A 22,035-nucleotide genomic window follows, 5' to 3' on the forward strand; every position below is an offset into this window, starting at 1 on the left:
GCCCGAGTCGTTCTCCGTTTCCTCTTTCTCATTCGATCTCTCTCGTATTCCTGGTTGCACGGGGGTTGGAAAGGATGTCGGTCCTTGATGTTTTCTGCTCTGGAGGATTCTCCGCAGATTTCGGCAGGCCGGAGTGCGGTCGGTGCGCTCGGCACGGCGGTGCGGCAGGAAGAGCGGCCGTCGTCCGACCAGCCGGGCGTGTGCATGGCCGTACTGGACTCGGCGCTGACGATACGCCAGGCCAACCAGGACTTCTTCCGGCACTTCGCGAGCCCCGCCGCGGCCTCCGTCGACGTACTCGATGCTCCCCCCTCCGACTCCTCGGCATCGCCACCCGACGTCTGCGGACGCAGTTTCCGCGATCTGGTGCACCCCAGCGTGCGGCAGCCGCTCATGCGGCAGTTCGAGCGGCTGGTGATGGGCCGCCGGGACCGGTTCGCCGCGCACGTGGTGGCGCTGCGGCCGACAGGTGACGCGTTCACCGGCAGCCTCACGGCCTCCGCGGTGAGCGGCGACGGCCCCGACCCGGCCGCGGTTCTCGTCCTGATGCGGTCGGGGGAGAGCACGGAGGACGACGCGGTGGTGGCGCCGCGAAAGAAATTGCTCAGCGAGATCGACGCGCGCATTCTGGAGGGAATCGCGGCGGGCCTGTCCACCGTTCCGCTGGCGTCCCGGCTGTATCTCAGCCGGCAGGGAGTGGAGTATCACGTCACCAGACTGCTGCGGAAACTGAAGGTCCCCAATCGCGCGGCCCTGGTCTCCCGCGCGTATGCGATGGGGGTGCTGACGGTGGGGACCTGGCCGCCCCGCGTCGTGGACGACTTCATCAAGTAGCCCAAGCGCCCCAAGGGGACACAGCCAAGGGGGCACAAGGCGCCGGGGCGCCGCGGAACATCCGCGGCGCCCCGGCGCCCTGGTGTGCGGGCCGGCCCCGGTGTCCGGCCGACTCTAGGGAATTCCATGGCAATCCCCGCCGAGACTGGACGTGTGGCGTGCGGGAAGTCGAGCTGCCTCGTGCCGGGCACGCAGAAACGTCAGTCGCTGTGGAACAACCGTCCCCAGTGCCGGATGCCCACATCGAAATCCTCTGCTGTCCGCCGGTCTTGAGATGGGTTGGGTTGAAGTGGCGAACATGGACCAGGAACAGAAACTCCGCGACTACCTGAAGCGGGCGAGCGCCGATCTGCGGCGCTCCCGGCAGCGGGTGGGCGAGCTGGAGGCGGCGGCCCGCGAGCCGATCGCGATCGTGGGCATGAGCTGCCGCTTTCCCGGAGGCGTGAGCAGCCCCGAGGAGCTCTGGTCCCTGCTCGTCGCCGACGGGGACGGCATCACGGCGGCCCCCGATGACCGCGGCTGGGAGCTGCCGGCCGAGGACGCGGGGCAGTTCTCCGGCGGATTCCTGCACGACGCGGCCGAGTTCGACGCCTCCTTCTTCGGGATATCCCCCCGTGAGGCACTCGCCATGGACCCGCAGCAGCGACTGCTGCTGGAGTCCTCCTGGGAGGCCTTCGAGCGGGCCGGTATCGACCCGGCGGCGGTCCGGGGCTCCCGGACAGGCATGTTCGTCGGGGCGATGCCCCAGGAGTACCGGGTGGGCCCGGACGACGACGTCCAGGGCTTTGCCCTGACGGGCACCACCACCAGCGTCATCTCGGGCCGGCTCGCGTACTTCTTCGGGTCCGTGGGCCCGGCCGTCACCGTCGACACTGCCTGCTCGTCGTCCCTCGTGGCCCTGCACCTGGCCGCCCACTCGCTGCGCCAGGGCGAGTGCTCTTTGGCGCTGGCCGCCGGCGTCACCGTGATGTCCAGCCCCACCACCTTCGTGGAGTTCAGCCGCCAGGGCGGGCTCTCCGCCGACGGGCGCTGCCGTTCCTTCGCCGACACGGCGGACGGCACCGGCTGGGCCGAGGGCGTGGGCGTCCTGGTCCTGGAACGCCTCTCGGAGGCCCAGCGCAACGGACACCAGATCCTGGCCGTCGTCCGGGGCTCCGCCGTCAACCAGGACGGTGCGTCCAACGGGCTGACCGCGCCCAACGGCCCCTCGCAGCGACGGGTGATCGAGCAGGCGCTGGTGAGCGCGCGGCTCTCGGCCGACGAGGTCGACGTCGTCGAGGCGCACGGCACCGGCACCACCCTCGGCGACCCGGTCGAGGCCCAGGCGCTGCTGGCGACCTACGGCCAGGGCCGCGACGCCGACCGCCCGCTGCTGCTGGGCTCTGTCAAGTCGAACCTGGGCCACACCCAGGCGGCGGCCGGCCTGGCCGGTGTGATCAAGATGGTGCTGGCCCTGCGGCACGGCCTGCTCCCGCGCACGCTCCATGTGGACGCGCCGTCCTCGCACGTCGACTGGGAGCAGGGGGCGGTGCGCCTGCTCACCGAGCAGGTCCCGTGGCCGCGGGGCGAACAGCCGCGCCGGGCCGGTGTCTCCTCGTTCGGGCTCAGCGGCACCAACGCGCACACGATCCTGGAGGAGGCCCCGGCCGGCCCGTCCCCCGAAGCCGGCCAGGGAGACCAGGGAGACCAGGCAGGCCGGGGAGACCAGGAGGCCACCGTACGGCCGGCCGCCGCCGAGACCGTGGCGGCGGGCGCCGTCCCGTGGCTGGTCTCCGGCCGCACCCGCGAGGCGCTGCGCGCCCAGGCGGCGCGGCTGCTCGACCACCTCACGTCCCGCCCCGGTCCCACCCCCCTGGACGTGGCCTACTCCCTGGCCACCGCCCGCTCCGGCCTGGAACACCGCGCTGCGTTCACCGCGGACGGCCTGGACCGGGCCCGCGCCGCCCTCACCGCGCTCGCCGACGGCGCGCCGGCGCCGGGCCTGGTGCAGGACACCGCCCGGACGCGGTCCAAGCTCGCGTTCCTCTTCGCCGGACAGGGCTCCCAGCGGCCGGGTATGGGGCGTGAACTGGCCGCCCGCTTCCCCGTCTTCGCAGCCGCCCTCGACGAGGTCCTCACCCACCTCGACCAGGGACTCGAACGGCCCCTGAAGGACGTGCTGTTCGCCGCCGAGGGCACGCCCGAGGCCGCCCTGCTCGACGAGACCGGCTACGCCCAGCCCGCGCTCTTCGCGATCGAGGTGGCGCTGTACCGCCTCGCCGAGTCCTTCGGCATCAAGCCGGACTTCCTCGCCGGGCACTCCATCGGTGAGATCGCCGCCGCGCATGTGGCCGGTGTCTTCACCGTGGCCGACGCCGCGGCCCTGGTGCTCGCCCGCGGCCGCCTCATGCAGGCGCTGCCCGAAGGCGGCGCCATGGTCTCCCTGGAAGCCACCGAGGCGGAGGTCCGGCCCCTCCTGGAGGACCGGCCGGACCGGGTCTCGGTCGCCGCGGTCAATGGACCCGCCGCCGTCGTGGTCGCCGGCCGGGCCGACGATGTCACCGCCGTCGCCGAGCACTTCGCCGCGCTGGGCCGCAAGACCAAGCGGCTGCGCGTCTCGCACGCGTTCCACTCCCCGCTCATGGAACCCATGGTGGAGGAGTTCCGCTCGGCCGTCTCCCGGCTCACCCCGCAGGCCCCCGTGATCCCGGTCGTCTCCGGCCTGACCGGCACCCTCGCCACGGTGGAGCAGCTGACCTCGCCCGACTACTGGGCGGACCACGCCCGCCACGCCGTACGGTTCGCCGACACCGTCGCCTGGCTCGACGGCCACGGCGTCGCCACCTACCTGGAACTGGGCCCCGACGGCGTCCTGTCCGCCATGGCCCAGACCTGCCTGGACGCGGCCGGCCCCGCCGACGGTGCACCCGGTTCCGCCGACGGCCCGGCCGATGTCGCTGCCGCCACGCTCGCCCTGCTGCGGCCGGGCCGCCCCGAAGCCGAGACGCTCACCGCCGCGGTGGCGGGTCTGCACACCCGAGGCGTGGCGGTCCAGTGGGAGGCCTACTTCGAGGGCACCGGCGCCCGGCGCACCGACCTGCCCACCTACGCCTTCCAGCGCCGCCGCTACTGGCCCAAGGGCGTTCCCGCGACGGGCGGTGACGTGCGCGCCGCCGGCCTGGGCGCGGCACACCACCCGCTGCTGGCGGCGGCCGTGTCGGTCGCCAACTCCGACGGCCTGCTGCTCACCGGCCGGCTGTCGCGGCGCACCCACCCCTGGCTCGCCGACCACGCCGTGCGCGGCACGGTGCTGCTGCCGGGCACCGCCTTCCTGGAGCTGGCCGTGCGTGCCGGGGACGAGGCCGGCTGCGGCCGCGTCGAGGAACTCACCCTGGCCGCCCCGCTGGTGCTGCCCGAAGAGGGCGGCGTCCAGGTACAGGTGTGGGTGGGCAGCCCCGACGAGTCGGGCCGCCGCGCCGTGAGCGTCCACTCCCGCCCCGACGGGCCGGAGGAGCTCCCCTGGACCCAGCACGCCGCCGGCACCCTCGTCGCCGGCGAGCACCCCCCGGCCGGCTTCGACGTCACCGCCTGGCCCCCCGCCGGCGCGCGTCCGCTGGACCTGGACGGCTTCTACGACCGCATGGCCGACACCGGCTTCGGATACGGCCCCCTGTTCCAGGGCCTGCGCGCCGCCTGGCGCAGCGGCGACGACGTCTACGCCGAGGTGGCCCTGCCGCAGACGGACGGCTCCGACGCCGCGTCCGCCGAGTCGTCCGCGGCGTTCGCGCTCCACCCGGCCCTGCTGGATGCCGCGTTGCACGCCGCGGCCTTCACCGGCCTGGGCGAACACGCCCGCGGCGGCCTGCCCTTCTCGTGGCAGGACGTGACCGTGCACGCGAACGGGGCGACGACGGTCCGCGTGCAGCTGACTCCGGCCGGCGACGACGCGGTGGCCATCGAGGTCGCCGACACCGCCGGCGCCCCCGTCGCCTCCATCGGCTCGCTGGTCCTGCGCACCGTGCCCGACGGGCGGATCGGCACCGCCGACTCCCTCGTCCGGGACGCCCTGTTCGAGCTGCGCTGGACCGAGCCGCGCCAGACCGTCCCGGCGGCTCCCGCCTCGGCCGCCGTCCTCGGCCCGGACCTCTTCGGCCTGGAGCGGGCCCTCGCGGTACCGGACCTCGCCGTCACGGCCGTCACGGCGCTGCCCGGCCCGGACGACGGCCACGTCCCGGACGTGGTCCTCGTCCCCGTCGCGGGTGCGGACGGTACCGCCGGTGCCACCGATGACGCGGTCGTCACCTCCGTGCACGCCCGCACCGCGCACGTCCTGGAGCTCCTGCGGACCTGGCTGGCGGACGAGCGGGCCGAGCGGCACGCCGCGTCCCGGCTGGTCTTCGTCACCCGTGGCGCGGTCGCCACCGACGCCCGGCAGGCGCCGGACCCGGTGGCCGCCGCCGTCTGGGGCCTGGTGCGGGCCGCGCAGAGCGAACACCCCGGCCGCTTCGGGCTGCTGGACCTCGACCCCGACACCGCCGAGCCCGCCGCCGAGCCGCTGTCGCGGGCTCTGGCGCTGTCCCCGGACGAGCCGCAGACCGCCGTCCGCGGTACCGCCGTGCTCACCGCGCGGCTCGCCCGCGCCCAGGCGCCGCAGGCCACCGCGGAGTGGGACCCCGAGGGCACCGTGGTGCTCACCGGGGCCACCGGTGGCCTGGGCCGCGTCCTGGCCCGGCACCTGGTCACCGAGCGCGGCGTACGGCACCTGCTGCTCACCAGCCGCCGCGGCGCCGACGCCGACGGGGCCAGGGAACTCGTGGCCGAACTGACCGGGCACGGCGCGCGGGTGGCCCTCACGGCATGCGACCTGGCCGACCGCGAGGCCGTGCACCGGCTGCTGGCCGGAGTACCCGCCGAGCACCCCGTCACCGCCGTCGTGCACAGCGCCGGCACCCTCGACGACGGATTGATCGAGTCGCTCACCCCCGAGCGGACCAGCGCGGTACTGAGGCCCAAGGCCGACGCCGCATGGCACCTCCACGAGGCCACCCGGGACCTGGACCTGGCCGCCTTCGTCGTCTTCTCCTCCCTCTCCGGCACCGTGGGCGCGGCGGGCCAGGGCAACTACGCCGCCGCCAACGCCTTCCTCGACGCACTCGCCCAACTGCGCCGCGCCCAGGGCCTGCCGGGGCTCTCCCTGGCCTGGGGACCGTGGGCGCCCACCGCAGGCATGACCGGCGGCCTGACGGACGAGGACCTCGACCGCCTGGCCCGTATGGGCACGCCCGCGCTCACCGAGGAACAGGGCATCGCCCTCTTCGACGCGGCCACCGCCACGGACGCCGCCGTCCTGCTGCCGACCCGGCTCGACCTGTCCGTCCTGCGCGTCCAGGGCCCGCAAGGTCTCCAGGGTGCGGTACCGCCGCTGTGGCGCGGCCTGATCCGCACCCCGGCCCGCCGCACGGTGGTCTCGGGCCCGGAGGCCGCCACCACCCTCGTACAGCAGCTGTCCCGGCTGGCGGAGCCCGACCGCCGTGAGGTCGTGCTCGACCTCGTGGCCGGCCAGGTGGCCGCCGTACTCGGCCACGCCGGCACCGCCGACATCGACCCGCGGCGCCCGCTGCGGGAGCTGGGCTTCGACTCGCTGACCGCCGTGGAACTGCGCAACCGGCTCAGCGCGGCCACCGGCCTGCGCACCGCCGCGACGGTCATCTTCGACTACCCGACCGTCGACGCCCTCGCCGCGCACCTCCTCGCCGGGCTCATGGGCTCCGAAGCCGCCGCCGCGGCCGGTGCCGCCCCCCGCACCGCCGGTACCGCCACCCACGACGACCCCATCGTCATCATCGGCATGAGCTGCCGCTACCCGGGCGGCGTCGCCTCGCCCGAGGACCTGTGGCGGCTGGTCAGCGAGGGCACCGACGCCATCTCCGGCCTGCCCACCGACCGGGGCTGGGACCTGGACGCGCTCTACGACCCGGACCCGGACCGCACCGGCACCTCGTACTCCCGCTTCGGCGGATTCCTGCACACCGCCGCCGACTTCGACCCCGCGTTCTTCGGCATGAGCCCCCGCGAGGCCCTGGCCACCGACTCCCAGCAGCGGCTGCTCCTGGAAGCGTCGTGGGAGGCCGTCGAGCGTGCGGGCATCGACCCGGTGTCCCTGCGCGGCAGCCAGACCGGCGTGTTCGCGGGGGTGATGTACAACGACTACGCCACGGTGCTCGCCGGCGGGCAGTTCGAGGGCCACCAGGGCAGCGGCACCGCCCCGAGCGTCGCCTCCGGGCGCATCTCCTACACCCTCGGGCTCGAAGGCCCCGCCGTCACCGTCGACACCGCGTGCTCGTCGTCGCTGGTCGCCATGCACTGGGCGATGCAGGCACTGCGCGCGGGGGAGTGCTCGCTCGCGCTGGCCGGCGGGGTCACCGTCATGTCGACGCCGGGTGCCCTCATCGAGTTCTCCCGGCAGCGCGGCCTGTCCCCGGACGGCCGGTGCAAGGCGTTCGCCGACGGCGCCGACGGCGTCGGCTGGTCCGAGGGCGTCGGCGTGCTCGTCCTGGAACGCCTCTCCGACGCCCGCCGCAACGGCCACCGGGTCCTGGCCGTGGTACGCGGCTCCGCCGTCAACCAGGACGGTGCCTCCAACGGCCTGACCGCTCCCAACGGCCCCTCCCAGCAGCGGGTGATCCGGCAGGCGCTGTCCGCGGCCGGCCTGTCCGCCACCGACATCGACGCGGTGGAGGGGCACGGCACCGGCACCACCCTCGGCGACCCCATCGAGGCCCAGGCCCTGCTCGCCGCCTACGGCCAGGACCGCGACCCGGACAGCCCGCTGCTGCTCGGCTCCGTCAAGTCCAACATCGGCCACACCCAGGCCGCGGCCGGCGTCGCCGGCGTCATCAAGATGGTCATGGCCATGCGCCACGGCGTGCTGCCCCGCACCCTGCACGCCGACGAGCCGTCCTCGCATGTGGAGTGGGACACCGGGGCGGTGCGCCTGCTCACCGAGGAGACGCCCTGGCCGCAGGCCGGCCACCCGCGCCGCGCCGCCATCTCCTCCTTCGGCTTCAGCGGCACCAACGCCCACCTCATCGTCGAGGAGCCGCCGGCCGCCCCCGAGCAGCGCACACCGGCGACGCTCACCCCGGCCGTCGTGCCCTGGACCCTGTCGGGCAGGAGCCGGGCGGCGCTGCGGGACCAGGCCGCCCGCCTGCGGTCCTTCCTCGACGAGCACCCCGCCCTCGACCCGGCCGACGTCGCGCTCTCCCTCGCCACCACCCGCTCGGCCTTCGACCAGCGCGCCGTCGTCACCGGCGACCGCGACGAACTGCTGCGCGCGCTGGCCGACCTGGCCGCCGACCGGCCGGGCCCGGCGCTCACCGAGGGCGAGGTCGGCGGCGCGGGCAAACTGGCCGTGGTGTTCTCCGGACAGGGCAGCCAGCGCCCCGGCGCCGGCCGTGAACTAGCCGCCCGCTTCCCCGCGTTCGCCCAGGCCCTCGACGAGGTGACCGCCGCCCTCGACCCGCACCTCGACCGTCCCCTCAAGGACGTCCTGCTCGCCCCGGAGGGCAGCCCCGAAGCGGCGCTGCTGGACCGCACCGAGTGGACCCAGCCCGCGCTGTTCGCCGTCGGGGTCGCGCTCCACCGGCTGCTCGGCACCTGGGGCATCCGCCCCGATGTGCTGCTCGGCCACTCCATCGGCGAGATCACCGCCGCGCATGTCGCGGGCGTCCTCTCGCTGTCCGACGCGGCCCGCCTGGTGACCGCGCGGGGACGGCTGATGCAGGCGCTGCCCGCCGGCGGCGCGATGATCTCCGTTCAGGCCGGCGAGGACGAGACCGCGCCGCTGCTCGCCGGGCGCGCGCACGAGGTCTCCCTCGCCGCCGTCAACGGCCCCCGCAGCGTCGTGGTCGCCGGAGACCTGGCCGCCGCCGAGGAGATCGCCGCCCACTTCGCCGCCCAGGGCCGCAAGACCAAGCGCCTGACGGTCAGCCACGCCTTCCACTCGCCGCTCATGGAGCCCGCGCTCGACGGGCTGCGCGAGGTCGCCGCCGAACTCACCTACCACGCACCGGACGTGACCGTCATCTCCGGCCTGACCGGACGGCCCGCCACCGACGACGAGCTGCGCTCCGCCGACTACTGGGTCGCGCACGCCCGCGGCGCCGTCCGCTTCGCCGACACCCTGCGCGCCGCCCACGACTGCGGCGCCGGCACCTTCCTCGAACTCGGCCCCGACAGCGTACTGTCGGCCGCCGCCGAGGAAGCCCTCGGCGACGAGGCGGACGCGCAGATCGTCCCGCTGCTGCGCGCCGGGCGCGGCGAGGAGCGCTGCGCGGCCACCGCGCTGGCCCGCCTGCACGTACGCGGTACGGCCGTCGACTGGCCCGGGTACCTCGCCGGCACCGGAGCACGCACCGTCGACCTGCCCACCTACGCCTTCCAGCACGAGCGCTACTGGCCCGAGCCGGACCCGGTCCGCCGCGCGCAGGCCACCGCCGACCCCGCCGACGCCGAGCTGTGGGGCGCCGTCGAACGCGGCGACACCGCCGAGCTGGCCGCTCTCCTAGGGCTGCGCGACGAACAGCACGCCTCCCTGTACGCGCTGCTGCCCGCGCTGTCGTCCTGGCGCCAGCACCGGCACGAGAAGGCGCTGCTGGACTCCACCCGCTACCGCGTCACCTGGCGTCCCGTGCCGGCGGCCGCCGCGCCCGTACTCGACGGCAGCTGGCTGCTCGTCACCGCCGACGGCATCGACAGCGACGAGATCCGGCACGCACTGCGCGGCCATGGCGCCCAGTTCGAGACCCTCGTCCTGGACGCCGCCTGCCACGAACGCACCGAACTCGCCGCCCGGCTCGACGCCGTACGCGCGCAGGGACACGCCTTCTCCGGAATCCTGTCCCTGCTCCCGCTCGCCGACCGGCCCGGCCACCAGCCCGGCGCCGAACCGCCGGCCGGGCTCGCGCTCAGCCTCGTGCTGACCCAGGCGCTCACCGACGCCCCGCTCGACGCCCCGCTGTGGACCCTGACCCGCGGCGCGGTCACCACCGGCCCGGCCGACCCGCTCACCAACCCCCTCCAGGCGGCGGTCTGGGGGCTGGGCCGCGTCGCCGCCCTGGAGCACCCGCAGCTGTGGCGCGGCCTGATCGACCTGCCGGCCACCCTCGACGCCCCCGCCACCCAGCACCTCGTCAGCGCGCTGGCCGCACAGGGCGGCGAGGACCAGATCGCCCTCCGCGCCACCGGAGCGTACGGCCGGCGCCTGGTGCGCCACCCACAGGCCGAACTGCCCCCGGCCGACGCGTTCACCGCGCACGGCACCGTGCTCATCACCGGCGGCACCGGAGCGCTCGGCGCCGAGACCGCCCGCTGGCTCGCCCGCAGCGGCGCCGGCCACCTCCTCCTCACCAGCCGCCGCGGCCCCGAGGCCCCCGGCGCCGCTGAACTGGCCGCGGAACTCGAAGCGTTGGGAGCCGAGGTCACCCTCGCCGCCTGCGACACCGCCGACCGTGGCGCGCTCGCCGCACTCCTGGCCTCCGTGCCCCCGGAGCACCCGCTGACCGGCGTCGTGCACGCGGCCGGCGTCGGCCAGCAAGCCCCCCTCGCCGAAACCTCCCTGGACGACGCCGCCGGGGCGATGGCCGCCAAGCTGCTCGGCGCGGCCCACCTCGACGCCCTCCTGGACGGCCACGACCTCGACTTCTTCGTCCTCATCTCCTCCATCGCCGGAGTGTGGGGCAGCGCCGGCCAGAGCGCCTACGGCGCCGCCAACGCCTACCTCGACGCCCTCGCCGAGCACCGGCGGGCCCGCGGCCTGCCCGCGACGTCGGTGGCCTGGGGCCCGTGGGCCGAGGCGGGCATGGCCACCCACGAGGCCGTCACCGACCAGCTCCACAAGCGCGGACTGCGCTTCCTCGCGCCCGCGACCGCCCTGGCCGAACTGCGGCGGGCACTCGTCCACGACGAGGTCACGGTCACCGTCGCCGACATCGACTGGGAGCGCTACCACCCCGTCTTCACCTCCGCCCGCCCCAGCGTCCTGTTCGACGAACTGACCGAGGTCCAGGCCCTCGCACCCACCGACGGCGCGGCCGCCGCGCCCGAATTCGCCGCGCGCCTGCGGGGCCTGGACGAGGACGAGCAGCAGCGGCTGCTGGCCGACCTGGTGCGGGCCGAGGCGGCCCTCGCCCTCGGCCACGACTCCGCGGACGCCGTCCCGGAGCGGCGGGCCTTCCGCGACGCCGGCTTCGACTCGCTGACCGCGGTGGAACTGCGCAAGCGGCTGGCCGCCCTCACCGGCCTGGCGCTGCCCGCCACCCTCGTCTTCGACTACCCGACCCCCGCCGTCCTCGCCCGCCATCTGCGCGAGGAACTCCTGGGTGCCGACGGTGCCCAGGCCGCTCCCGCCGCCGCGGCCGTCCCGTCATCGGGCGGCTTCGACGAGCCCATCGCCATCGTCGGGATGAGCTGCCGTTTCCCCGGCGGCGTCCGCTCCCCGCAGCAGTTCTGGGAGCTGGTCAGCGAAGGCGTCGACGCGATCACCGACTTCCCCGTCAACCGCGGCTGGGACACCGGCCTGCACCACCCCGACCCCGACCATGCCGGCACGACGTACTCCAGTCAGGGCGGCTTCCTGCACGACGCGGGCGAGTTCGACGCCTCGTTCTTCGGCATCTCGCCGCGCGAGGCGCTGTCGATGGACCCCCAGCAGCGGCTGCTGCTCGAGACCACCTGGGAGGCGTTCGAGTACGCCGGAATCGACCCCACCACAGTCCACGGCACCGCCACCGGCACCTTCATCGGCTCCACCTACCAGGAGTACGGGTTCGGCGTGGGCGACAGCTCCGCGGGCCACCTGGTGACCGGCACCAGCCCCAGCGTCCTGTCCGGGCGGCTGGCCTACCTCTTCGGCCTCGAAGGACCGGCGGTCACCGTCGACACCGCCTGTTCCTCGTCCCTGGTCGCCCTGCACCTGGCCTGCCAGTCGCTGCGCAACGGCGAGAGCTCGCTGGCCCTGGCCGGCGGCGCGACCGTGATGACCAGCCCCGACTCGTTCGTCGCCTTCAGCCGGCAGCGGGCCCTGGCCGGCGACGGCCGCTGCAAGGCGTTCTCCGACGGCGCCGACGGTATGACCCTCGCCGAAGGCGTCGGCATCCTCGTCCTGGAACGCCTCTCGGACGCCCGCCGCAACGGCCACGAGATCCTCGCCGTGGTCCGCGGTTCGGCCATCAACCAGGACGGCGCCTCCAACGGCCTGTCCGCCCCCAACGGCCCCTCCCAGCAGCGCGTCATCCGCCAGGCCCTGGCCAACTCGGGGCTGGCCGCCGCGGACATCGACGCCGTCGAGGCCCACGGCACCGGCACCGCCCTCGGCGACCCCATCGAGGCCCAGGCCCTCCTCGCCACCTACGGCCAGGGCCGCGACCCCGAGCAGCCGCTGCTGCTGGGCTCCGTCAAGTCCAACATCGGCCACACCCAGTCGGCGGCCGGCGTCGCCGGCGTCATCAAGATGGTCATGGCCCTGCGCCAGGGAGAGCTGCCGCGCACCCTGCACGCGGACACCCCCTCCCGCCACATCGACTGGACCCCCGGCACCGTCGCCCTGCTGAGTGAACCCGCCGACTGGCCCGAGGGCGGGCGCCCGCGCCGCTGCGCGGTCTCCTCCTTCGGCATCAGCGGGACCAACGCCCACACCATCCTCGAAGAGGCCCCCGGCCCGCGCGAGACGGCCCCCGCGCAGGCGGTGCCCCCGGCCGGTGGCGCCGTCCCGTGGGTGCTGTCCGCCCGTACCCCGGGAGCCCTGCACGCCCAGGCCGCGAACCTGGCTGCCCGCCTCGACGGCGAGCAGCCGCCCGGCGCACTGGACATCGGCCACAGCCTGGTGGCCTCGCGCACGCTCTTCGACCACCGAGCCGTCGTCGTCGGCACCGACGACCGGACCCGGCGCGCGGCCCTCGACGCCCTCGCCGCCGGCGGCTCCGCACCCGGCGTGGTCCAGGGCACGGCCGACACCGATGGCAGGACCGTCTTCGTCTTCCCCGGCCAGGGCTCCCAGTGGGCCGGCATGGGAGCACGGCTCCTGGAGGAGTCCCCGGTCTTCGCCGAGCGCCTGGCCGAATGCGCCGCCGCCCTCTCGGAGTTCGTCGACTGGTCCCTGACCGACGTGCTGCGCCAGGCCGAAGGCGCGCCGACGCTGGACCGCGTCGACGTCGTCCAGCCCGCCTCCTTCGCCGTCATGGTCTCCCTGGCCGCGCTGTGGAGCTCCCACGGCATCACCCCCGACGCGGTGGTCGGCCACTCGCAGGGCGAGATCGCCGCGGCCGCCGTCGCCGGGGCGCTCTCCCTGGAGGACGCGGCCCGCGTCGTCGCGCTGCGCAGCCAGGCCATCGCCCGCGGGCTGGCCGGATCCGGCGGCATGCTGTCGGTCCCGCTGCCCGCCGCCGACGTCGAACAGCGCCTCGCCGGGGCCGGGTACCACGCCCTGTCGGTCGCCGCCGTCAACGGCCCCCGGTCCATCGTCGTCTCCGGCGCCACCGCGCCGCTGGACGCCCTCCAGGCCGAGCTGACCGGCGAGGACATCCGCGCCCGGCGGATCGCGGTGGACTACGCCTCGCACTCCGCCCAGGTCGAGCTGCTGCGGGACGAGCTGCACAGCATCCTGGCACCGGTGCGCCCGCGCCCCGCGCAGGTGCCCTTCTTCTCGACGGTGACCGGCGACTGGCTGGACACCACCGGTATGGACGCCGACTACTGGTACGCCAACCTGCGGCAGACCGTCCGCTTCGAGCCCGCCGTCCGTGAACTCCTCGCCCAGGACCACCACTTCTTCATCGAGGTCAGCTCCCACCCGGTACTCGCCGTGGGCATCCAGGCGACCGCCGAGGAAGCCGGTGGTGCGGCCGCGGTGCTCGGCACGCTGCGGCGCGACGCCGGCGGCGCCGACCGCTTCCTGACCTCCCTCGCCGAGGCCTTCGTCCGGGGCGCGGACGCCGACTGGGCCGGCGTCTTCGCCGGCACCGGCGCCCGCCGGGTGCCGCTGCCCACGTACGCCTTCCAGCGCGAGCAGCTCTGGGCGATCCCCGACCGGTCCGGGAACCGGCCCGAAGCCGACCCCGCCGACGCGGAGTTCTGGACGGCCGTGGACGAGGAGGACGTCGACTCCCTCGCCTCCAGCCTGCGCCTGGACCGCGCCGCCCTGGAGCCCGTCCTGCCGGCGCTCTCCGACTGGCGCAGGCGCCGCCGCGACCGGGCGGCCGTGGACTCCTGGCGCTACCGCGCCACATGGAAGCCGCTGACCGCCCTGCCCACGGCGGCCCTGACCGGCACCTGGCTCGTCGTCACCGCGGAAGGCACCGCCACCGAAGGCACCGCCGCCGAGGACATCGCCGGCGCCCTCACCGCGCACGGCGCCGGCACCCGCACCCTCGTCCTGGACGACGCCTGCCTGGACCGCGCGACGCTGGCCGCGCGCCTGGCGGACCTCGACGGTTCCGCCGACCTCGCGGGCGTGGTGTCCCTACTGGCCGCGGCCGAGGAGCCGAGCCCGCACCACCCGGCACTCAGCCGCGCGGTGGCCCTGACCCTCGCGCTCGTCCAGGCACTCGGCGACGCCGGAATCGACGCGCCCCTGTGGTGCCTGACCCAGAGCGCCGTCTCCACCGGCCGCGCGGACCGGCTCACCCGCCCCGCCCAGGCCCAGATCCTCGGCCTCGGCTGGACGGCCGCACTCGAACACCCGCAGCGCTGGGGCGGCCTGGTCGACCTGCCCGAGGAGCTGGACCGGCGGGCCGGTGAGCGCCTGGCCGCCGTCCTGACCGGCCGTACCGGCGAGGACCAGCTCGCCGTCCGCGCCTCGGGCGTCCTCGCCCGCCGCGTCGTACGCGCCGCCCCCGCGGACCCCGCCCCGGCCCGCCCCTGGACGCCGAGGGGCACCACCCTCGTCACCGGCGGCACCGGCACGCTCGCCCCGCACCTGGCCCGATGGCTCGCCCGGCAGGGCGCGGAGCACCTCGTGCTCACCAGCCGCCGCGGCCCGGCGGCCCCCGGATCGGAGGAACTCGTCCGGGAACTCGCCGAGTTGGGCTGCGAGACCAGTGTCGTCGCCTGCGACCTGACCGACCGCGACGCGGTCGCCCGGATGCTCGCCGCGCTCGAGGCCGAGGGCCGCACCGTACGCACCGTCGTGCACACCGCCGTCACGATCGAGCTGGCGACGCTGGACGAGACGACCCCCGACGACTTCGCGAAGGTCCTGGACGCCAAGGTCACCGGCGCCCGGCACCTGGACGAACTCCTCGGCGACGACCTCGACGCCTTCGTCCTGTACTCCTCCACCGCCGGCATGTGGGGCAGCGGTGCCCACGCCGCCTACGTCGCCGGCAACGCCTACCTCAACGCCCTGGCCGAACACCGCCGCGCCCGCGGCGCCCGGGCCACCGCCGTCTCCTGGGGCATCTGGGCCGACGACCTCAAGCTCGGCCGCGTCGACCCCGGCCAGATCCGCCGCAGCGGACTGGTCTTCATGGACCCCCAACTGGCCCTCACCGGCCTGCGCCAGGCCCTCGACGACGACGAGACGCTGCTGGCCGTCGCCGACGTGGACTGGGAGCGCTACCACCCCGTCTTCACCGCCGCGCGGCCCACCCGGCTCTTCGAGGACCTGCCCGAAGTCCAGCGGATCGAGGAGCACACCACCCACGCCGCGGAGCCCGGCAGCGAGTTCGCCACCCGGCTCCTCGGGCTGGCCGCCGCCGAGCAGGACCGGATCCTGCTGGATCTCGTCCGCAGTGAGGCGGCCACCGCACTCGGCCACGCCTCACCCGACGTGCTCTCCGGACAACGCGCCTTCCGTGACGTCGGTTTCGACTCGCTGACCGCCGTCGACCTGCGCAACCGGATCGCCGCCGTGACCGGGCTCGCTCTGCCGAGCACCATGGTCTTCGACCACCCCAACCCGCTCGCACTCGTCGCCTTCCTGCGCGAGTCCCTCACCGGGGCCGCCACCGGCACCACCGCCACGACCGCGACCACGAGCACCGCCGCTGCCGCCGACGAGCCCATCGCGATCATCGGCATGAGCTGCCGCTACCCCGGTGGCATCGGCTCCCCGGAGGACCTGTGGCATCTGGTCGCCGAGGGCGGCGACGCCACCGGCGAGTTCCCCGCCGACCGCGGCTGGGACGCCGAGGGCCTCTACGACCCCGACCCCGACCGGGCCGGACACACCTACGCGACCCGGGGCGGCTTCCTCCACGACGCCGCCGACTTCGACGCCTCCTTCTTCGGCATCTCGCCGCGCGAGGCCCTGGCCATGGACCCCCAGCAGCGGCTGCTGCTGGAGACCTCCTGGGAGGCGATGGAACGTGCCGGGATCGACCCCGCCACCCTGCGCGGCAGCAGCACCGGCACGTTCATCGGCGCCAGTTACCAGGACTACGGAGCGGCCGGCGCGCGCCCGGAAGGCGCCGAGGGACACCTGATCACCGGCACCATCTCCAGCGTCCTGTCCGGCCGGCTCTCCTACACCTACGGCTTCGAGGGCCCGGCCGTCTCCCTCGACACCGCCTGCTCCTCCTCCCTGGTCGCCCTGCACCTGGCCTGCCAGTCACTGCGCAACGGCGAGAGCTCGCTGGCCCTCGCGGGCGGCGTCAGCATCATGTCCACGCCCGGCGCATTCATCGGCTTCAGCCGGCAGCGCGCGATGGCGGCCGACGGCCGCTGCAAGGCGTACTCCGACCAGGCCGACGGCATGAGCCTGGCGGAAGGCGTCGGTCTGCTCCTCATCGAGCGGCTCTCCGACGCCCGCCGCAACGGGCACCAGGTCCTGGCCGTCATCCGGGGATCCGCCGTGAACCAGGACGGCGCCTCCAACGGCCTGACCGCGCCCAACGGCCCGTCCCAGCAGCGCGTCATCCGCCAGGCCCTGGCCAACGCCACGGTGGACCCCGACAGCATCGACGTCATCGACGGACACGGCACCGGCACCGCGCTCGGCGACCCCATCGAGGCCCAGGCCCTCCTCGCCACCTACGGCCAGGGCCGCGACCCCGAGCAGCCGCTGCTGCTGGGCTCCGTCAAGTCCAACATCGGCCACACCCAGATGGCATCCGGCGTCGCCAGCGTCATCAAGATGGTCATGGCCATGCGCCACGGCACCGTGCCGCAGAGCCTGCACATCGACCGGCCCTCCTCGCACGTCGACTGGAGCTCCGGCACCATCCGCCTGCTCACCGAGCCGCTGCCCTGGCCGAGCACCGGACACCCGCGCCGCGCGGGCGTCTCCTCCTTCGGGCTCAGCGGCACCAACGTCCACACCCTCCTCGAACAGGCCCCGGAGGACCGGCCCGAGGAAGCCACCGACCCCGCTCCGGCCGGCCCGGCCGACCCCGCTCCGGCCCCTGTCCCCCTGACCCTGTCCGGACACACCGAAGCGGCCCTGCGCGCACAGGCCGGGCGGCTCCTGACCCACCTCGCCCGCCACCCCCGGCTCCCGCTGACCGACCTGGCGTTCTCGCTCGCCACCTCCCGGGCCGCCCTGGAGCACCGCGCGGCCGTCGTCACCGACGACCCCGACACTCTCACCCGCGCCCTCACCGCGCTGCGCGACGCGGCCCCCGACGGCGGACTGCTCACCGGCCGCCCGGACCACGGCCGGCTGGCGTTCCTCTTCACCGGCCAGGGCAGCCAGCGCCCCGGAATGGGACGCGAGCTCTACGACCGCCACCCGGTCTACGCCCAGGCCCTGGACGCCGTACTGGCCCGCTTCGACCTCGAACTGGACCGTCCGCTGCGGGAGATCCTCTTCGCCGGCCCCGGCACCCCCGAGGCCGCGCTGCTGGACGACACCGGGTACACCCAGCCCGCCCTCTTCGCCCTCGAAGTGGCCCTGTTCCGCCTCGTCGAGTCCTGGGGCCTGCGCCCCGACTACGTCGCGGGCCACTCCATCGGTGAGTTCGCCGCCGCGCACGCCGCCGGAGTCCTCTCCCTGGAGGACGCCTGCACCCTGGTCGCCGCCCGCGGCCGGCTGATGGCGGCCCTGCCCGCCGGCGGCGCCATGGCCTCCGTCGAGGCCACCGAGGACGAGGTGCTGCCCCTCCTCCCGGAGTACGAGGGGCGCCTGTCCGTCGCCGCCGTCAACACCCCGGCGTCCCTGGTCGTCGCGGGCGACGAGGACGCGGTACTCGCCGTGGCGGACCGCTTCCACGGCCTCGGCCGCCGCACCAAGCGGCTGCGGGTCAGCCACGCCTTCCACTCGCCGCATATGGACGCGATGCTGGACGACTTCGCGCGCGCCGCCGAAGGTGTCACCTTCCACCGGCCGTCGCTGCCGCTGGTGTCCACCCTGACCGGCGAGTTGGCCACGGACGAGGAACTGCGCTCGGCGCAGTACTGGACCCGTCAGGTCCGCGGCACCGTCCGCTTCGCCGACGCCGTACGGCACCTCACCGAGCACGGCGTGACCACCTTCTTCGAGCTCGGACCGGACGCCGTGCTCAGCGGCGCGGTACGCGAGGGCGCCGCCGAGCGGGCCCACGCCACCGCCGTTCCGGCACTGCGCCGGGACCGGCCCGAGGCCCCGGCACTGACCACGGCGCTGGCCCGGCTCCACCTCCACGGCGCGCGGATCGACTGGGACGCGGTGTTCGCCGGCACCGGTGCCCGCCGGACCGACCTGCCCACCTACCCCTTCCAGCGTGAGCGCTACTGGCCCGAGGCGACCGCCGAGGCCGCCGCGCCCGCGCACCCCGCCGACGCGGCGGACGCGGAGTTCTGGTCGGCGGTGGAGCGCGCGGACCTCGCGTCCCTGGGCTCCTCGCTGGACCTGGACGACGACACCCTCACCGCCGTCGTACCCGCCCTCTCCTCCTGGCGGCGCAGGAGCCGGGAGCACTCCACCGCCGACGGCTGGCGCTACCGGACCACCTGGAAGCGCCTGACCGGCACGGATGCCGCCGGGCACCCGGCCGGGACCTGGCTGGTGCTCGAACCGGCCGACGGCGAGCGGGCCTGGCTCGACCCGGTCGCCGGCACCCTGGGCGCCGACTCCGTACGCGTCCGCGTCACCGCCCCGCAACGCCGGGACGACCTGGCCGGGCGGCTGAGCCAACTGGCCGCCGAACACGGCGGGTTCGCGGGCGTCCTGTCGCTGCTGGCGACGGCCGGCGAAGACGCCGAGGATGCCGAGGGCACCGCTGACGCCACGGCCGCCGGGCTGCTGCTGACGGCGACCGCCCTGCAGGCCCTGGGCGACGCGGGCATCGAGGCCCCGCTGTGGTGCGTCACCCGCACCGCCGTGGCCGTGGACCGCGCCGAACACCCGGCCCGCCCCGCCCAGGCCGCCGTCTGGGGCCTGGGCAGAGTGGCCGCACTGGAGCACCCGCGGCGCTGGGGCGGCCTCATCGACCTCCCCGACGAGCCCGACGGCACCACCCTGCGCCGCCTGGCCACCGCCCTCGCCGACAGCGGCGGCGAGGACCAGCTCGCGCTGCGCACCACCGCGGCCTTCGCCCGCCGCCTGGCACACCACCGAGCCGCACCGGCCCCCGACGCGGGCACGTACCGACCCACCGGCACCGTGCTCGTCACCGGCGGCACCGGCGCCCTCGGCGGCCACGTCGCCCGATGGCTGGCCGAGGCGGGCACCCCGCACCTGCTGCTGGTCAGCCGCCGCGGCGCCGACGCCCCCGGCGCCGGCGACCTGGCCGCACAGCTCCGGTCCCTGGGGGCCGAGGTCACCCTCGCGGCGTGCGACACCGCCGACCGCGAGGCGCTCACCGCCGTACTGGCCTCGGTCCCCGACGAGCACCCGCTCACCGCGGTGTTCCACACCGCCGGCACCGTGGACGACGGCACCCTGGACACGCTCACCCCCGAGCAGTTCACCGCCGTCCTGCGCGCCAAGGTCACCGCCACGCTCCACCTGCACGAGGCCACCCGCGACCGGGACCTGAGCGCCTTCGTGCTCTTCTCCTCCGTCGCCGGCACCCTCGGCGCGCCCGGCCAGGGCAACTACGCCGCCGCCAACGCCTTCCTCGACGCCTTCGCCGAACACCGCCGCGCCCACGGCCTGCCCGCGACCTCGCTGGCCTGGGGACCCTGGGCCGAGAACGGCATGGCGGCCGACGGCACCGGCATCCAGGAACGCGTCCGCCGCGGCGGCTTCACCCCCATGGCGCCGCGACTCGCCCTCACCGCCCTGCGGCGCGCGATCGAGCACAGTGCCACGACACTGACCGTCGCGGACATCGACTGGCAGCGCTACGCGGACGTGTTCACCGCGCTGCGCCCCAGCCCCCTCGTCGGCGACCTGCCCGAACTGCACCGGGCCACGGCGCCCGCCGGGACACCGGAAGCCGCGCTGCGGGAACCGGCCCTGCGCCGGCAGCTCGCCGGGCTCTCCCAGGCCGCGCGCCCGCGCTTCGTCCTGGACCTGGTACGTACCCAGGTCGCCGCGGTCCTCGGACACTCCGGCACCTCGGACATCGGCGCCGAACGCGCCTTCAGCGACCTCGGCTTCGACTCGCTGACCACCGTCGAACTGCGCAACACCCTCACCGCCGCCACCGGCCTGGCACTGCCCGCGACCCTCGTCTACGACTACCCGACGCCGACCGCACTCGCCGACTTCCTGCTCGCCGAACTCCTGGGCGGCACCCTGCCCGACCCCGGCACCCCGGCCCCCGCCGGCCGGGCGGCGGACGACGACCCCATCGCCATCGTCGGCCTGAACTGCCGCTTCCCCGGCGGCGTACGGTCCCCCGAGGACCTCTGGCGGCTGCTGAGCCACGGCGAGGACGCGATCAGCGGATTCCCCGCGGACCGCGGCTGGGACCTCGACGCGCTCGCCCAGGGCGCCTCCGCCACCCTCGAAGGCGGATTCCTGGACGGCGTCGGCCTCTTCGACGCCGCCTTCTTCGGCATCTCGCCGCGCGAGGCCCTGGCCATGGACCCCCAGCAGCGGCTGCTGCTGGAGACCTCCTGGGAGGCGTTCGAGCGCGCCGGAATCGACCCGACCACCCTGCGCGGCAGCCGCACCGGCGTGTTCGTCGGCACCAACGGCCAGGACTACGCCACGCTCCTGCGCCGGGGCACCGGCACCGCCGACGTGCGCGGCCACGTCGCCACCGGCAACACCGCCAGCGTCCTGTCCGGCCGCCTCTCCTACGCCTACGGCCTGGAGGGCCCGGCCGTCACCGTCGACACCGCCTGCTCCTCCGCCCTGGTCGCCCTGCACATGGCCGCGGGCGCTCTGCGCAGCGGCGAGTGCACCCTCGCCCTGGCCGGCGGCGTCTCGGTGATGTCCAGCCCCGACTCCTTCACCGAGTTCACCGTCCAGGGCGGGCTGGCACCCGACGGGCGGTGCAAGCCGTTCGCCGACGCGGCCGACGGCACCAGCTGGTCCGAGGGCGTGGGCATCCTCGTCCTGGAACGGCTCTCCGACGCCCGCCGCAACGGCCACGATGTCTGGGGCATCGTGCGCGGCACCGCCGTCAACCAGGACGGTGCCTCCAACGGGCTGACCGCGCCCAGCGGACGGGCCCAGCAGCGCGCCATCCGCCAGGCCCTCGCCGACGCCGGACTCACCCCCGCCGACGTCGATGCCGTCGAGGCCCACGGCACCGGCACCACCCTCGGCGACCCCATCGAGGCACACGCCCTCATCGCCGCCTACGGACCGGACCGGCCGAAGGACCGCCCGCTGCTGCTCGGCGCCGTCAAGTCGAACCTGGGGCACACCCAGGCCGCGGCCGGCGTCGCCGGCACCATCAAGGTCCTCCTGGCGATGCGCCACGGCGTCCTGCCCAAGACCCTGCACATCGACTCCCCGTCCGCGCACGTCGACTGGACGGACGGCACGGTCTCGCTCGTCACCGAGCAGCAGGAGTGGCCCGAGACCGGGCACGCCCGGCGGGCCGGCGTCTCCGCCTTCGGCGTCAGCGGCACCAACGCCCACGTCATCATCGAGCAGGCGCCGGACGCCGAGGAGCCCGCGGCACCGGAGCCCACCACGGTCCCGGGCCTCGTGCCCTGGCCGGTGTCGGGCACCTCCGAGGCCGCACTGGCGGCACAGATCGAGCGGGTCTCGGCGCTGACCGGCCCGTCACCGGTCGACGTGGGCCACTCCCTCGCCACCGGCAGGGCGGTGTTCGCCCACCGCACGGTCCTCGCGGCCGACGGAGACGGCGTACGGGAACTCGCCCGCGGCGTCACCCGGGAGACCGA

The 22,035-nt window shown here is 75.3% G+C and carries 2 protein-coding genes; both read left to right on the plus strand.

Features of this window, described 5'->3' with window-relative positions:
• Positions 1–84 precede the first annotated feature (84 nt).
• Positions 85–834: a LuxR C-terminal-related transcriptional regulator gene (locus AZE13_RS22715; RefSeq protein ID WP_398780197.1), complete on the plus strand. Its 750-nt coding sequence runs from the start codon at positions 85–87 to the stop codon at positions 832–834.
• 298 nt (positions 835–1,132) lie between these two features.
• A partial coding sequence (locus AZE13_RS22720; protein WP_066934984.1) for a type I polyketide synthase occupies positions 1,133–22,035 on the plus strand: 20,903 nt, incomplete at its 3' end.

The organism is Streptomyces sp. NBRC 110611 (assembly GCF_001590865.1).
In the GTDB taxonomy this organism is placed as follows: domain Bacteria; phylum Actinomycetota; class Actinomycetes; order Streptomycetales; family Streptomycetaceae; genus Streptomyces.